The sequence below is a fragment of the Streptomyces sp. NPDC005706 genome (assembly GCF_040631045.1).
Taxonomy (GTDB): Bacteria; Actinomycetota; Actinomycetes; order Streptomycetales; family Streptomycetaceae; genus Streptomyces.
Map to the genome: position 1 here is coordinate 429,830 of NZ_JBEXYS010000002.1, position 14,934 is coordinate 444,763.

General features: G+C 73.7%; 15 protein-coding genes. 11 read left to right on the forward strand and 4 right to left on the reverse strand.

Annotated features, from left to right (window positions below; genetic code table 11):
* Window positions 1–78: 78 nt before the first annotated feature.
* The 7 genes from mshB (at window position 79) to ABZ478_RS05545 (ending at window position 7,456) form a co-directional block, all read left to right on the forward strand.
* Window positions 79–945: an N-acetyl-1-D-myo-inositol-2-amino-2-deoxy-alpha-D-glucopyranoside deacetylase gene (gene mshB / locus ABZ478_RS05515; protein WP_359545582.1), complete on the forward strand. Its 867-nt coding sequence runs from the start codon at window positions 79–81 to the stop codon at window positions 943–945.
* Window positions 942–1,358 carry a DUF6113 family protein gene (locus ABZ478_RS05520; protein ID WP_359545584.1) on the forward strand — a complete coding sequence of 139 codons (417 nt, stop codon included), beginning with the start codon at window positions 942–944 and terminating at the stop codon, window positions 1,356–1,358. The genes mshB and ABZ478_RS05520 overlap by 4 nt, the downstream gene beginning before the upstream one ends.
* Before the next feature lie 155 nt (window positions 1,359–1,513).
* A complete protein-coding gene (locus tag ABZ478_RS05525; RefSeq protein WP_359545585.1) occupies window positions 1,514–3,835 on the forward strand; it encodes a hypothetical protein in 2,322 nt (773 codons plus the stop codon).
* Window positions 3,836–3,985: 150 nt separating this feature from the next.
* Window positions 3,986–4,915, forward strand: coding sequence for an ABC transporter ATP-binding protein (locus ABZ478_RS05530; protein ID WP_359545587.1), 930 nt, complete (start codon window positions 3,986–3,988; stop codon window positions 4,913–4,915).
* The gene (locus ABZ478_RS05535; RefSeq protein WP_359545589.1) at window positions 4,912–5,652 is read left to right on the forward strand and encodes an ABC transporter permease; all 741 of its coding nucleotides are present in this window, start codon (window positions 4,912–4,914) and stop codon (window positions 5,650–5,652) included. Before ABZ478_RS05530 ends, ABZ478_RS05535 begins: the two co-directional genes overlap by 4 nt.
* 5 nt (window positions 5,653–5,657) lie before the next feature.
* A complete protein-coding gene (locus ABZ478_RS05540) occupies window positions 5,658–6,821 on the forward strand; it encodes a histidine kinase (protein WP_359545898.1) in 1,164 nt (387 codons plus the stop codon).
* A 20-nt stretch (window positions 6,822–6,841) separates the two neighbouring features.
* Window positions 6,842–7,456, forward strand: coding sequence for a response regulator transcription factor (locus ABZ478_RS05545; protein ID WP_358927473.1), 615 nt, complete (start codon window positions 6,842–6,844; stop codon window positions 7,454–7,456).
* A 45-nt stretch (window positions 7,457–7,501) separates the two neighbouring features.
* On the opposite strand, the gene ABZ478_RS05550 is transcribed toward ABZ478_RS05545, so the two are convergent.
* Complete coding sequence (locus tag ABZ478_RS05550) at window positions 7,502–8,368, reverse strand: transglutaminase-like domain-containing protein (RefSeq protein WP_359545591.1); 867 nt, start codon at window positions 8,366–8,368, stop codon at window positions 7,502–7,504.
* A 29-nt stretch (window positions 8,369–8,397) separates the two neighbouring features.
* Window positions 8,398–9,414, reverse strand: coding sequence for a GNAT family N-acetyltransferase (locus ABZ478_RS05555; protein WP_359545593.1), 1,017 nt, complete (start codon window positions 9,412–9,414; stop codon window positions 8,398–8,400).
* A 141-nt stretch (window positions 9,415–9,555) separates the two neighbouring features.
* On the opposite strand from ABZ478_RS05555, the gene fdxA reads away from it, so the two are divergent.
* Both fdxA and ABZ478_RS05565 read left to right on the forward strand, forming a co-directional pair.
* A complete protein-coding gene (fdxA, locus tag ABZ478_RS05560) occupies window positions 9,556–9,873 on the forward strand; it encodes a ferredoxin (RefSeq protein ID WP_004926152.1) in 318 nt (105 codons plus the stop codon).
* A gap of 123 nt (window positions 9,874–9,996) precedes the next feature.
* Window positions 9,997–11,094, forward strand: coding sequence for a bifunctional succinyldiaminopimelate transaminase/glutamate-prephenate aminotransferase (locus ABZ478_RS05565; protein WP_359545594.1), 1,098 nt, complete (start codon window positions 9,997–9,999; stop codon window positions 11,092–11,094).
* Window positions 11,095–11,169: 75 nt separating this feature from the next.
* Here ABZ478_RS05565 and ABZ478_RS05570 read toward each other — a convergent pair whose 3' ends face one another.
* The gene (locus ABZ478_RS05570; RefSeq protein ID WP_359545596.1) at window positions 11,170–11,622 is read right to left on the reverse strand and encodes an ATP-binding protein; all 453 of its coding nucleotides are present in this window, start codon (window positions 11,620–11,622) and stop codon (window positions 11,170–11,172) included.
* Between the two features lie 273 nt (window positions 11,623–11,895).
* Complete coding sequence (locus ABZ478_RS05575) at window positions 11,896–12,891, reverse strand: heavy metal transporter (protein WP_359545597.1); 996 nt, start codon at window positions 12,889–12,891, stop codon at window positions 11,896–11,898.
* A gap of 94 nt (window positions 12,892–12,985) precedes the next feature.
* On the opposite strand from ABZ478_RS05575, the gene dapE reads away from it, so the two are divergent.
* Window positions 12,986–14,065, forward strand: coding sequence for a succinyl-diaminopimelate desuccinylase (gene dapE / locus ABZ478_RS05580; protein ID WP_358927479.1), 1,080 nt, complete (start codon window positions 12,986–12,988; stop codon window positions 14,063–14,065).
* Between the two features lie 104 nt (window positions 14,066–14,169).
* Window positions 14,170–14,928, forward strand: coding sequence for a TIGR00730 family Rossman fold protein (locus ABZ478_RS05585; protein ID WP_359545599.1), 759 nt, complete (start codon window positions 14,170–14,172; stop codon window positions 14,926–14,928).
* The last annotated feature ends 6 nt before the right edge of the window (window positions 14,929–14,934 follow it).

A 14,934-nucleotide genomic window follows, 5' to 3' on the forward strand; every position in this document is an offset into this window, starting at 1 on the left:
AATCGGGAAAATCGGGAGATCGCCGATGAGGGAGCCCGGTTCCGGACGCCGCCGCGCGGCGCCTCGTAGGGTGGTCCCATGACGGAACTGCCCGACCGGCGTCTGCTGCTGGTGCACGCGCACCCGGACGACGAGTCGATCAACAACGGCGCGACCATGGCCCGGTACGCGGCCGAGGGCGCCCATGTGACCCTGGTCACCTGCACCCTCGGTGAGCGGGGCGAGGTCATCCCGCCCGAGCTGCGGCATCTGACCGGCGCCGCGCTGGGCGCGCACCGCCGCGGCGAGCTGGCCGCGGCCCTCGGTGAGCTGGGCGTGACGGACTTCCGACTGCTCGGCGGCGCCGGCCGCTACGGCGACTCCGGGATGATGGGCACCCCCGACAACGAGGACCCCGGCTGCTTCTGGCAGGCCGACCCGGACACCGCCGCCGGGTCGCTCGTCGAGGTGATCCTGGAGATCCGCCCGCAGGTCCTGGTCACCTACGACGACGACGGCGGCTACGGCCACCCGGACCACATCCAGGCCCACCGCGTCGCCATGCGCGCCGTCGAACTGGCGGCCGAACAGGGTCACCGGATCGAGAAGGTCTACTGGAACCGCGTCCCACGCTCCGTCGCCGAGGCCGCCTTCGCCCGCCTCCAGGACGAGCTGCCCGCGCTGCCGTTCGCCAAGGGCGCCTCCCTGGACGACGTGCCCGGAGTGGTCGACGACGAGCGGATCACCACCACCGTCGACGGCACCGTCCACGCCTCGGCCAAGGCCGCCGCGATGCGCGCCCACGCCACCCAGATCGAGGTGGCCGAGCCCTGCTTCGCGCTCTCCAACGAGCTTGCGCAGCCACTGTTCACCACCGAGTACTACGAGTTGGTGCGCGGTACCGCCGAGCCCGGGGAGACCGACCTGTTCGCCGGTGTCACCGGCGACGCCGAGGAAGCGTCATGAGCACCGCCGGACGCGGATCCGCGCTGGCCCAGCCGTTGCGGCGCCCCTCGGCCGGGCGGATGGCCGCCTACGCCGGGCTGTTCGTGCTCGGTGCGGTCGTCGCCCTCGCCGGGGCCCTGGTCCAGGGTGCCTGGTTCCCCGGAGGCCTGCTGCTCGCCCTCGCGGGCGCGGCCGGGCTGTTCCTCGGCGGCGCCTACGTGCTGCGCGGCCGGGGCGGGGCGGTGGCGCCGGTGGCCGGCTGGATCATCGCCGTCATCCTGCTCACCGCCAGCCGCCCGGAGGGCGACTTCCTGTTCGGCGCCGGACTGGGCTCCTACCTCTTCCTGTTCGGCGGCATGGCGGTGGCTGTGATCTGCGCCACCCTTGGTGCGGGGCGGCAACCCGGCGGCGACGCTGCCCGACTTGGCAAGTGACGTACCACTTCGCCGTACGGCGCACGTGCGAGTCCGGTGTGCATTTCCTCAGCGGTCATGGGATACGCGCCAGAAGTGGCCAGTATGGTGGTGCGCGCCGCCGAACTGCCCGCTGAGGTCGTAACGGGCGGTGGAGCCAACCGGGAGAACCTGCCTTGAGTCGTGAAACTGACACTCCGTCCTCCGGGCCCAACGGGCGCGGCGGAGCCGCATACCCCTCCGGGACGCCTCCGTACGGAACCCCCGTCGCCTCCGAAACCGGTGCGGACGCGGGCCGTTCGGCCGCGCAGCCGGAGGAACGCAAGACCGAGACCACGCTGACGACCCGGATCCGGATCAACATCCCCGGGTCGCGGCCCATCCCGCCGGTCGTGGTGCGCAAGCCCGTCGGCGACGCCGAGGCCGCCAAGGACGACGCGGGGTCCGACCCGCGGCCCGCTCCGGCCGCCCCGGCGCCCGCGGCCGCCGAGACGCCCGCCGAGCCCGCGCCGCAGGCCGAGGAGAAGACCAGCGACTGGTTCGCGCCCCGCAAGTCGTCCGCGCCCAAGGGCGGTCCGGGCGGCGGCGGCACGAACGGCTCCGGACAGCCCGGCGGTTCGGCGGCGGCACCGTCCGCGCCCGCCGCACCGTCCCCGCGGCCGGGTGCCACCGGCGCCCGCCCGGGCGCCGGCCGCCCCGGCGGTGTCGTCGGCGCCATGGGCGCACCGGGCGGTTCCCGCCCCGGCGGCACCAACGGAGCCGGCCTGCCCGGCGCCACCGGCGGCCCCGTGGCCCCGGGCCACGGCGGCGGCACCGGCTCCTTCGACGTGACCGAGGCGCTGGCCGCGGGCCCGCGCGGCGGCGCCCGTTCCGGCGGCGACGAGCCGAGCCGCGACGACCTGCCGTTCTTCTCCGATGGCGGACCGAGCGGGTTCGACGGCCCCGGCGGCGGCCCCGCGGGCGGAGCCGGCGGACTCGGCGGCCCGGGCGGCCCCAGCGGCTTCAACGGACAGAACGGCCAGGGGGCCCGCGGCCCCAAGGGCCCCGCGGGCCCGACGAGCGGACCGGTCACCGGCGACGGTCCGAGGATCCCGCCGGCCGCTCCCCGCAGCTCGCTCAGCGACCTGGACCGGGATCTGGGCGAGTCCTTCGGCGGCTACGGCGACACCGGCAGTCACCAGCTGCCCGGCGACACCGGCAGCCATCCGCTGCCCGGGGACACCGGCAGCCACTCGCTCCCCGGCGGCGCGAGCGGCCAGGGCCGCCAGGGCGGTCCGCTGGCCCCAGGAGCCTTCCCCGGCCCCGGCGGCGGCCTCAGCGACGACACCGCGATCCTCACCCCGCAGAAGCCGGCCCCCGAACCGGGCACGCCCGGATACCGCGCCGCCGGCAACGTCTCCGGCCATACCGTCACCAGCGGCATCCCGGTCGTCCCGTCCGCCGGGAACTCACCGTTCGGCCCCGGCACTCCCGGTGACGGCCCGGTGCCGCACCAGGCACCCAAGCTGCCCGACCCGGCCCCGCAGCCCAAGGCGGCGGCCCGGCCGAAGAAGAAGGGCCGCAGCAAGCTGGTGCTGCTCGCCGTCGGCGTGGTCGTCGTCGCGGCCGGTGCCTACGGCGCCGGGCTGCTGATGAACCACACCGACGTGCCCAAGGGCACCACCGTGCTCGGCGTCGACATCGGCGGCGGCACCCGCGACGAGGCCGTCAAGAAGCTCGACGACGCCTTCGGCGGGCGGGTGAACAAGCCGCTGAAGCTGGCCGTGGGCGGCAAGACCGTCTCCGTCGAGCCGGACAACGCGGGCCTGCAGTTCGACTTCGCGGCCACGGTGAGCGACGCCGCGCAGAGCGACTACAACCCGGTCTCCGTGATCGGCTCCCTCTTCGGGCAGAAGCGCGAGGTCGAGCCGGTCATGCCGGTGGACGAGGAGAAGCTGCAGGCGGCCCTCCAGCAGGCCGGTGGCGGCTCCGGCTCCGTGGTCGAGGGCGGTGTCGAGTTCCGCGCCGGCAAGGCAGTCGCCGTCTACGGCAAGGAGGGCAAGGCCATCGACGCGGCCGGCTCCACCCGGGCCGTCGAACAGGCCTACCGCACGCTGGTGGAGACCGGCACCGCCGCCCCCGTCGCGGTCCCGACCGCCACCCGGCAGCCGACGGTCTCCAAGGCCGAGGTCGACCGCGAGATGAAGGAGTTCGCGGAGCCGGCGATGTCGGCCAACGTGACGGTGCGGACCGACGCCGTGCACTCGATCGAGATGAGCCCGCAGAAGTCCCTGTGGAAGTTCCTCCGGGTCGAGGCCACGCCCGACGGCAAGCTCACCGACAAGCCCGACCTGGCCGCCCTGAAGCAGCTCTACGGCCAGACCTTCGACGGCGTGCTCATCACCCGGGGCACCGGCAAGAAGACGGCGGTCACGCCCCAGGACGTGTACGTCGCCCTGCGCCAGGCGCTGACGAGCGGGACGAACCGGGTCGCGGTCATCGACACGAACCCGAGCTAGCGAGACCGGGAACGAGTCCGGGAAGGGGGGCGTCCGCGGGCCGGACGGCCCCCTTTTCGTCATGTCACCGGAACCGCATGACATCTGTCATCCGGCACTGAGGACCGCCGACACTGCCGGGCCCCCGCCCCGCCCGGCCAGCATGGGGACATGACAACGACAGCGGCACCGGCCACCACCACCCCGGTGGTCGGGTTCGACCAGGTGACCAGGACGTACGGGAGCGTGCGGGCCGTCGACGGCCTCTCGCTCCGGCTGTACCCGGGGGAGACCGTCGCACTGCTCGGCCCGAACGGCGCCGGCAAGTCCACCACGCTCGACCTCCTGCTCGGGCTCAAGCACCCCGACAGCGGCACGGTCGGCGTGTTCGGCACCAGCCCGCGCGAGGCCATCGTCGCCGGGCGGGTCGGGGCCATGCTGCAGAGCGGCGGGCTGATGGACGAGGTCACCGTCGCCGAACTGGTGAAGCTGGTCTGCTCGCTGCATCCGAAGCCGTACAAGGCCGCGGACGTCCTCGCCCGCGCGGGCATCACGCAGATCGCCGACCGCAAGGTCAACAAGCTCTCCGGCGGCCAGGCCCAGCGCGTCCGCTTCGCCCTCGCCACCGCCGGCGACAGCGACCTGATCGTCCTGGACGAGCCCACCACCGGCATGGACGTCTCTGCCCGCCAGGCCTTCTGGGCCACCATGCGCGAGCAGGCCGACCAGGGCCGAACGGTCCTCTTCGCAACCCACTACCTCGAAGAGGCCGACGCCATCGCCGACCGGGTGCTGGTGCTGCACCGGGGCCGGCTCCTCGCGGACGGCACCGCCGCCGAGATCAAGGCCCGCGCCGGAGCCCGCCGGATCTCCTTCGACCTGGAGGGGAGCATCGAGGAGGCGGCCCTGCGCGACCTTCCGTTCCTCACGTCGTTCGACGTCTCGGGGCAGACCGTCCGCATCCAGTCCTCCGACGCCGACGCCACCGTCCACGCCCTGTACGGCCTCGGTGTCTACCCCCGCAACCTCGAAGTCGCCGGGCTCGGTCTGGAGCAGGCCTTCGTCGCCATCACGGAGGCCGAGGAGGCCAAGCAGTCGTGAACTCCCTCATCAAGCTGGAACTGGCCCGCTCCCTGCGGAACAAGAAGTTCCTGTTCTTCTCGGTGCTCTACCCCTCGTTCATCTACCTGATCTTCTCCAGCAGCGCCGGCTCCGGCGAGAAGGTCGACGAGACCGGCCTGACGGTCGCCACCTACCTGATGGTCTCCATGGCGTCCTTCGGTGCCCTGACCGCCGTCCTCATGGGCAACAGCGAGCGCATCGCCAAGGAGCGCGAGAGCGGCTGGGTGCGGCAGCTCCGGCTGACCCCGCTGCCCGGCCGCGGCTACGTCCTCGCCAAGACCGCGAGCGCCGCCGTGGTGAGCCTGCCGTCCATCGTCGTGGTGTTCGTCGTCGCCGCCGCCTTCAAGGACGTGCGTCTGGACACCTGGCAGTGGCTCGCCCTCACCGGGGTCATCTGGGCGGGCAGTCTGGTCTTCGCCGCGCTCGGCGTCGCCATCGGCTACGTCGCCTCGGGTGACGCGGTCCGCCCGATCACGATGATCGTCTACTTCGGTCTGTCGATCCTCGGCGGCCTGTGGATGCCCTCCACCACCTTCCCGCGGATCCTGCAGGACATCGCCGAGTGGCTCCCGACGCACGCGTACGCTGCACTGGGGCGGGCGATCGAACAGAGCCAGGCCCCGCACTCGTCGGACATCGCCGTCCTCGCCGTCTACTTCGTCCTCTTCGCGGGCGGTGCGGCCTGGCTGTACCGGAAGGACACGCTGAAGGCGTGAGCGCCATGACGACCGAGGACCGACCGTGCGGCCCGGAGCGCCCCACGGGCCTGGGGCAGCCGCCCCGCAACCGCCGGGAGCTGCTGCGCAAGCTCGTCTGGGTCGCCGTCTGGCTGGTCTTCATGAGCTCCCCGGTCCACGACCTGGCCGCCGGTCACCACACGCCCTCCGGCACGGCGGCCGGCTGGCTGGGCCTGACGGTGTTCGCCGGGGTCTACCTGCTGCTGGTCTTCCGGAACATGGGGCATCCGATGCGCCGGTCCCTGGTCGTCGGCCTCATCGTCGTCCTCTGCCTGCTGGCCGTCGTGCTGTGCCTCACGCTCGGCGCCGCCTGGCTCGGCCTGTTCTGCTACGTCTCCGTCGCCTGCGGGGCGGCCCTGCCGCTCCGGGCCGCCTACTGGGCCGTCCCGGCGACCGGCGTGGTGATGATGCTGGTCGGCCTGGCGACCGACGTGACGACGGCGTGGAACCTGGTGCTGGTGGTGGTGCTCATCGGGTTCGCGATGACGGGTGTCGTCCAGCTCATCCGCACCACGGTCGAGCTGCGCGAGGCCCGGGCCACCGTCGCCCATCTCGCCGCCAACGAGGAGCGGCTGCGCCTCGCCCGGGACCTGCACGACCTCCTCGGCCACTCGCTCTCCCTGATCACGCTGAAGAGCGAGCTGGCCGGGCGGATGCTGCCCGGGCACCCCGACAAGGCGGCCCAGCAGGTCGCCGACATCGAACAGGTCAGCCGCCAGGCCCTGGTGGACGTCAGGGAGGCCGTCACCGGATACCGGCGCCCCCGCCTGTCCGCCGAGCTGGCGGGCGCCCAGGTCGCGCTGACCGCGGCCGGGGTGAACGCCGAACTGCCCGCCGAGCCGGACCTCGCGGGCGCCGGCGAGGACAGCGAGGCCGCGCTCGCCTGGGCGCTGCGCGAGGCCGTCACCAACGTGGTCCGGCACAGCGGCGCCCGCCGCTGCGTCGTCCAGCTCCTGCACCGACAGACCCTGGACGGCCCCGTGCTCGAACTCTCCGTGGAGGACGACGGCGCCGGCGGCCCCGGCGGCGCCCCCGGCAACGGCCTGACCGGCCTGACCGAGCGGCTGGAGAAGGCCGGCGGCATGCTCGAGGCCGGGCGCGCCGGGCGGGGCTTCCGGCTGGTCGCCCGGGTGCCGCTGACGCCCTGACGGCACGTAGGATCCCGGGCATGAGCAGCCCGATCAAGGTCCTCCTCGCCGAGGACCAGTCGATGGTCCGTGAGGCGCTGGCCGCCCTGCTCGGCCTCGAGGACGACATCGAGGTCGTCGCCCAGGTGGCGCGCGGCGACGAGGTGCAGGCGGCCGTCGGCGCGCACGGCGTGGACGTGGCGCTGCTCGACATCGAGATGCCCGGATGCACCGGCATCGAGGCGGCGGCCCGGGTGCGCCGGGAGTACCCCGAGGTGAAGCTCGTCGTGCTCACCACCTTCGGCCGTCCCGGCTATCTGCGCAGCGCGATGGAGGCCGGCGCCGACGCCTTCCTGGTCAAGGACGCGCCGGCCGCACAACTCGCCGCCGCGGTGCGCAAGGTGCTCGCCGGGGAGCGGGTCATCGACCCCACCCTGGCCGCGGCGGCCCTCGCGGAGGGCGCCAACCCCCTCACCGACCGCGAACGCGAGATCCTGCGCGCGGCGGCCGACGGCTCCACCAACGCGGAACTGGCGGCGGCCCTGCACCTGTCCCAGGGCACGGTCCGCAACTACCTCTCCACGGCCATCCAGAAGCTCGCGGTCCGCAACCGGGCGGAGGCGGTCCGCACAGCCCGTGAGAAGGGCTGGCTCTGAGGTTCCGGCCGGGCGCGGCCCGCGTTCCGGGCCGGACCCGGCTGCCTAGTTGAGCATCGACCGGGCGGTCCGGGCCTGCCGGCGCACCCGGTCGGCGGCCGGTTCGTCGACCACCTCGATCAGATGCGCGTAAGCGTCCAGCTCCATGGCGCCGTCCTCGAACTCGCCGCGCTGCACCAGAAGTTGACCGCGCTCATAGCGCAGCCGGGCCGGATGCGCGGGCAGCAGCAGGCTCAGCTCCAGGGCCCACAGCGCGACGTCCGACCGCTCGGGACGGGCCGAGGCCCACGCCCGGACGTTGTTGAGGATGCGCTGCACGACCTCCAGCGGTGTCGCGGGCTCCAGCATCGACGGCTGCAACGGCGCCCCGGTGGCCCCGGCCACGAGCAGCTCGGCATCCGTACCGGTCAGCACCCGCCCGCCGTCGAACGGATCGGCCAGCACCTGCTCAGGCGCCGCCCCGAACCCGACCACGAAGTGCCCCGGCAGCGCGACCCCGCACACCGGCGCTCCCGCCCGCCGGGCGACCTCCAGCCACACCACCGACAGCAGGATCGGCAGCCCGCGCCGCCGCCGCAGCACCTCGTGCAGCAGCGAGGACTCCAGCCGCTGGTAGTCGGCGGGGACGCCGTGGAACGCCTCGTCCTCGCCCAGGAGCCGGCGCACCGCCTCCGCCCACGCCCGCGGCCCGCCCGGCCGGTACGGCAGCCGCCCGGCCAGCCCGTCCAGCTCCTGCTGGGCCGCGTCGATGCCGTCCTCGTCCAGCGAGCCGTCCGCCTCGGCGCCGATCAGCAGGCACAGCGCCGACAGGTCCGGCCGCTCGGACCGGGCCTCGGCGTCGAACCGCCGCCGCAACGCCGCCGACCGCTCCGGCGGAGGCGGGTACGGGGGCGGGAGTCGAGGGTGCCGCATGCCTGGGTCATGCCCTCCCACGGCGATCGCTACGACCCTCCGGCGCCACCGGTGTCCGGCAGCCGGTAGTGGTGGTACGCGTGGTGGGGCGCGAAGCCCAGCCGGGCGTACAGTCCCCGGGCCCCCTCGTTGTCGCTCTCCACCTGCAGCCAGGCCGCCGAGGCGCCCTCGTCCAGGGCCCGCCGGGCCAGCGCGGCCATCACCTCGGTGGCAAGGCCCTGCCGGCGGCGGGCGGGATCGACCTCCACGGCGGCGAACCCGGCCCAGCGCCCGTCCACCACGCACCGCCCGATCGCCGCCGGAGCCTCGCCGGCGGCACCGGGCACGGTCGCGAACCACACCGAGGGGCCACCGCCCAGCACCCGCAGGGCCACCTCGCTCACCCCCTTGCGCCGGTACCGGGCGAGCCACTCCTCGTCCGCCTCCCGGGACAGCACCACCCCGGCGCCCTCGGCGGCGTCCGCGAGCGGCGCCGGCGCACCGGTCCACAGCTCGGCGGTCACCTCGCGCACCCAGCCGCGCCGCTCCAGCTCCGCGCACAGCAGTTCCTGCGTGCCCTCGGCGCCGGTGGCGGTCTGCACGTAGGCGGGCAGGCCCCGCTCGCCGTACCAGCGCCGTACGGCCTCCAGGGCGGCGTCGAGACCGAGCCCCGGATCGCCGAGCGGCAGCACGCTGTTGGCGCGCCGGGTGAACCCCTGGGCCGCGCGCAGCTCCCACTCGCCCAGCCGCTCGCTCTCCACCGGCCGCCACGCCCGTGCGGCGACCCGGGCCAGCTCCGCGTAAGTGGCGACCGGGCCCCGACGGCGGGCCGGCGCGGCCGGGATCACCTTCCCCGCGACCAGCGCGGACTCCGCGATCCGGACGGCGCGCCCGTCCCGCGATGTGATCATGAGCACGCCGTTGTCCCATGATGTGAGAACACCGACCGTGTCGGTGAACTTCTCCGGCCCCGACCCGGGCTCGCTCAAGCGCCTTACGGAGACGCGTTTGCCCACGTCAGCAGCGGTGATACGGACCTCGAGGCGTCCGTGCGCCGAGATTTCCACCGGTCAGTTCACCCCTCCTGTTCGGATCTTGCCCCAGAACGGAGATACTAGGGGCGGGCATCGACGACGCCGCGCTCCCGCGCGCCAGGCGGCGGAGCCTACGACAGGCCCGCCAGCGCCCTATCGAGGAGGAACGACAGCGTGACCTACGTCATCGCGCAGCCTTGTGTCGACGTGAAGGACAAGGCGTGCATCGAGGAGTGCCCGGTCGACTGCATCTACGAGGGCCAGCGGTCCTTGTACATCCACCCGGACGAATGCGTCGACTGTGGTGCCTGTGAGCCGGTCTGCCCGGTCGAGGCGATCTTCTACGAGGACGACACTCCGGAGGAGTGGAAGGACTACTACAAGGCGAACGTCGAGTTCTTCGACGAGCTGGGCTCCCCCGGCGGGGCCAGCAAGCTGGGCCTGATCGAGCGGGACCACCCCTTCATCGCCGCGCTGCCGCCGCAGGCCTAGTGACCCGCTGGGCGGCGGCCCAGCGGCCCGCAGCGCGCCGCCCCGGTCCCGTACGGCCGATCGCCTCGATCAGCGCCGTGCGGGACCGTGGTGTTCGCCGAAGCAGAAAGTGAGCCAGCACCCGTGTCCGCAGTCTCCGACCGGCTTCCGACCTTCCCCTGGGACAAGCTGGAGCCGTACAAGAAGACGGCCGCGGCCCACTCCGGCGGCATCGTCGACCTGTCCGTCGGCACCCCGGTCGACCCGGTCCCCGAACTGATCCAGAAGGCGCTGGTCGACGCGGCCGACTCGCCGGGCTATCCGACGGTCTGGGGCACCCCGGCGCTGCGCGACGCGATCACCGGCTGGCTGGAGCGCCGCCTCGGCGCCCGGGACGTCACCCACCGGCACGTCCTGCCGATCGTCGGCTCCAAGGAACTGGTGGCCTGGCTCCCCACCCAGCTCGGTCTCGGCCCCGGCGACAAGGTCGCGTACCCGCGCCTGGCCTACCCGACGTACGAGGTCGGCGCCCGCCTGGCCCGCGCCGGGTACGAGGTCTACGACGACCCGCGCGACCTGGACCCGGCGAACCTCAGGCTCCTGTGGCTCAACTCCCCGTCGAACCCGACCGGCAAGGTCCTGTCCAAGGACGAGCTGACGGGGATCGTCGCCTGGGCCCGCGCCCACGGCGTGCTGCTCGTCTCCGACGAGTGCTACCTCGAACTGGGCTGGGAGGCCGACCCGGTCTCGGTCCTGCACCCGGACGTCAACGGCGGCTCCTACGACGGCATCGTGGCCGTCCACTCGCTCTCCAAGCGGTCCAACCTGGCCGGCTACCGCGCCGCCTTCCTGGCGGGCGACCCGGCCGTCCTGGGCCCGCTGCTGGAGATCCGCAAGCACGGCGGCATGATGACCTCGGCGCCGACGCAGGCCGCGGTGGTGGCGGCCCTGGGCGACGACGAGCACGTCCGCGTCCAGCGCGAGCGCTACGCCGCCCGCCGCGCGCTGCTGCGCGAGGCCCTGCTCGGCCACGGCTTCCGCATCGAGCACAGCGAGGCCAGCCTCTACCTGTGGGCCACCCGCGACGAGTCCTGCTGGGACACCGTCGCCCACCTGGCCGCCCTGGGCATCCTGGTCGCGCCCGGCGACTTCTACGGCGAGGCCGGCGACCGGTTCGTGCGCGTGGCCCTGACCGCGACGGACGAGCGGGTGCGCGCGGCGGTGGAGCGCCTGGGCGCGTAGCGGCTCCGGACACGTGAACGGGGTCCGGGGAGTGTTCCCCGGACCCCGTCGGCCGTTCACCGGTGACGGCGGAACTCAGCCGCCGAGCGGGAGCTGAGCGGCCGGCAGGGACGACGTCGGCAGCCCGCCCTGGGTGAGCGAGCCGGTGGTCAGCCCGCCCGCGGCGCCGGTCGCGGTGCGCCCGATGACACCGCCGGCCGTACGGGCCGCGTTCCCGGCCGCGTTCTTCGCCGCGGGGGCCGCCTTCTTCACGGTGCCGGCGCCCGTCCTGGCCGCGGACGGGCCCGCCTTCTTGGCCGCCTTGCCGCCCGTGCTGCCGGCGATACCGGTGACGTGCTGCGTCGCACCGTCGACGGTGCTGCCGACGTTGGCCGCGCTGTCCAGCGCGGTCAGGCCGCCCAGCTCCGGGGTGGCCACCGGCAGGTTCGTGGCCGCGCCGGCAGAGCCGGCCGCACCGACCCCGGCGGCCGCCCCCGCTGCGACGAGCAGCGCGGCACGGGCGATCCGGCGGGTCAGGGGGAGGGACATGGTGCTCCATTCGACGGGAGGAACGGTGGTGTGTCCGGGCCCGGACGCCGTGCTTACCGCTCGAGGCCGATGAAGGTTGCGGACGCCGAAGGTAAAGAATGGGCAACGCATCGCATAATCGTTTGTGGATAAAAACGGGCAAAGGGAGTCCGCCGGGGGTGGTGCAGAATCCTTACAGCCCTTGATTCCCAAGGGCTGTAGCAGTGTCTTCCGCCCCCAGCCGGAGACGCGCCCGCACTGCGGCCGCGCAACCCGGCCGGGTGAGTCCCCGTACTACTGTCCGGCCACGATCCGGACCGACCCGGCGGACTTCTCCGCACCGCCGGCACCGTCCGCGCCGACCCGGTGCCAGGTGCCGCCGCCGTCCCTCGCGGTCCACTCCCGGTCCGCGTAGAACACCCGCTGGATGTGCAGCGCCGAGGAGTTGGCCACCGCCCAGTGCGCCAGCTGCCAGCCCCGCTCACGCTCCCGCTCGCCCGTCGCGTCCACTGCCCCGCGCGCGCCCTCGGACACCGGCACGGTCACCGTCCGCCCGTGCGCGGTCGCGGTCACGCTCGGCGATGGCGACGGCGAGGGCACCGGCGTACCGCCCACCACGGCGTTCGTCTCCTGCAGCGCGTCCCGCCCGAAGTCCCGTACCAACGCCGTCCGTACCGCGTCCGGGCCCGTCGCCCGCGCGGTGCGTTCCGGGCGCCCGGCGCAGGTCAGCGAGGCCGCCGCGCGGCCGGTCAGCGCGGCCGCCAGCAGCTCGGCGTCCGGCTCGTGCTTGGCGTACGCCTCCGGGTAGCCGCTGCGCTGCACCCGCTGCGCGGCCACCGTCAGCGGCAGGCCGGCGTAGTCCGGCACCTTGGCCAGGTGGGCGTAGAAGATGCCCGCCGCGTAGGCCGGGTCCATGATCTGCCGTTCGGTGCCCCAGCCCTGCGAGGGCCGCTGCTGGAACAGGCCGATGGAGTCCCGGTCGCCGTGTTCGAGGTTGCGCAGCCCCGACTCCTGGAGGGCGGTCGCCAGCGCGATCGTTATGGCCCGCTCGGGCATGTTCCGCCCGGTGCCCACGGCGGCGATCGTCGCCGCGTTCACCGCCTGCTCGGGCGTGAACTCGTAGGACGCCCCGTCGCCGCCGGCGACCACCTTGCAGCCGCGGGCGCCCGGGCCACCGGTGACGTACTGCACCACGAGGTAGGCGGCGACGCCGCACAGGACCAACAGGGCCGCCCCGAAACGCAGGAGGCGGCCGCGACGCTTGGGACGGGTGGGGGACGGCTCTGGCACGCGTACAAGGTACTGGAGGGCCTCCCGCCCCGGGCGGCGGGTCCGCGCAGCGCGGCGCGGACCCGCCACAACGTCATGGCCTAGGGTCGAGGCCATGGCCGACACCTCCCTTGACCTCACGCTGGACGCCGCCGAGCTCACCGCCCGGCTCGTGGACTTCCCCTCCGAGAGCGGCACCGAGAAGCCCCTCGCGGACGCGATCGAGGCCGCACTGCGCGCGCTGCCGCACCTGACGGTCGACCGACACGGCAACAACGTGATCGCCCGCACCGACCTGGGCCGCGCGGAACGGGTCGTGCTGGCCGGCCACATCGACACCGTCCCGATCGCCGGCAACGTGCCTTCCCGGCTGGACGAGGACGGCGTGCTGTGGGGCTGCGGCACCTGCGACATGAAGTCGGGCGTCGCGGTGCAGCTCCGCATCGCGGCGACGGTCCCCGCCCCCAACCGCGACCTGACGTTCGTCTTCTACGACAACGAGGAGGTCGCCGCCGACCTCAACGGCCTGCGGCATGTCGCCGAGGCCCACCCGGACTGGCTGCGCGGTGACTTCGCGGTCCTGCTGGAGCCCTCCGACGCCCAGGTCGAGGGCGGCTGCCAGGGCACGCTGCGGGTGCTGCTGAAGACCCGGGGCGAGCGGGCGCACTCGGCGCGCGGCTGGATGGGCTCCAACGCCATCCACACGGCCGCCCCGATCCTGGCCCGGCTCGCCTCCTACGAGCCCCGGTGGCCGGTCATCGACGGCCTGGAGTACCGCGAGGGCCTGAACGCCGTGGGGATCTCCGGAGGAGTGGCGGGCAACGTCATCCCCGACGAGTGCGTGGTGACGGTCAACTTCCGCTACGCCCCCGACCGCACCGAGGAGGAGGCGATCGCGCATGTCCGTGAGGTGTTCGCGGACTGCGGGGTGGCGGAGTTCGTGATCGACGACCACAGCCCCGGCGCGCTGCCCGGCCTCTCCCACCCGGCCGCGGCGGCCTTCATCGAGGCGGTGGGCGGCACCCCGCAGCCCAAGTACGGCTGGACGGACGTCTCCCGTTTCTCCGCGCTCGGCGTGCCCGCCGTCAACTACGGCCCCGGCAACCCGCACCTGGCACACAAGCGGGACGAGCGGGTAGAAGTGGCCAAGATCCTCGCGGGTGAGGAGCGGCTGCGTTCCTGGCTGACCGCGTAGCGGAGGCCACCGGGCGCCGCACGCCGGACATGCTCACGTCCCCCGTCCGAAACCCGCGTGGATCTAGGCTGAGTCCGTACTACCCGCAAGCGGAGGGAGCGCACATGGCGACCGGCAACCCCCTGGGGAAGAAGCAGCCGCCGGACGAGCAGCGGCTCGGACCGGTCCTCCGGCGGCGGGACAAGGTGACGCCCAGTACGACCGACCAGCGGCTGCTGGACGAGCGTGCCCCCGCCGACTGGGTGCACACCGATCCCTGGCGGGTGCTGCGGATCCAGTCGGAGTTCGTCGAGGGCTTCGGCACGCTGGCCGAACTCCCGCCCGCGATCAGTGTCTTCGGCTCCGCGCGGACACCGGTGGACTCCGCGGAGTACGACGCGGGCGTGCGGCTCGGCCGGGGGCTGGTCGAAGCCGGCTGGGCCGTGATCACCGGCGGTGGCCCGGGGGCCATGGAGGCGGCCAACAAGGGCGCGTGCGAGGCCGGCGGCACCTCGGTCGGGCTCGGCATCGAGCTGCCCTTCGAGCAGGGGCTGAACCCCTACGTCGACATCGGCCTCAACTTCCGCTACTTCTTCGTCCGCAAGATGATGTTCGTCAAGTACGCGCAGGGGTTCGTGGTGCTGCCGGGCGGCCTCGGCACCCTGGACGAGCTCTTCGAGGCCCTCACCCTGGTCCAGACCCAGAAGGTGACCCGCTTCCCGATCGTCCTGTTCGGCACCGAGTACTGGGGCGGTCTGGTGTCCTGGCTGAAGAACACGCTGGTGGCCCAGGGGAAGGCGACGGAGAAGGACCTGCTGCTGTTCCACGTGACCGACGACGTCGAGGAAGCGGTGGCGCTGGTGTCCAAGGAGGCGGGGCGTTAGGCGCTG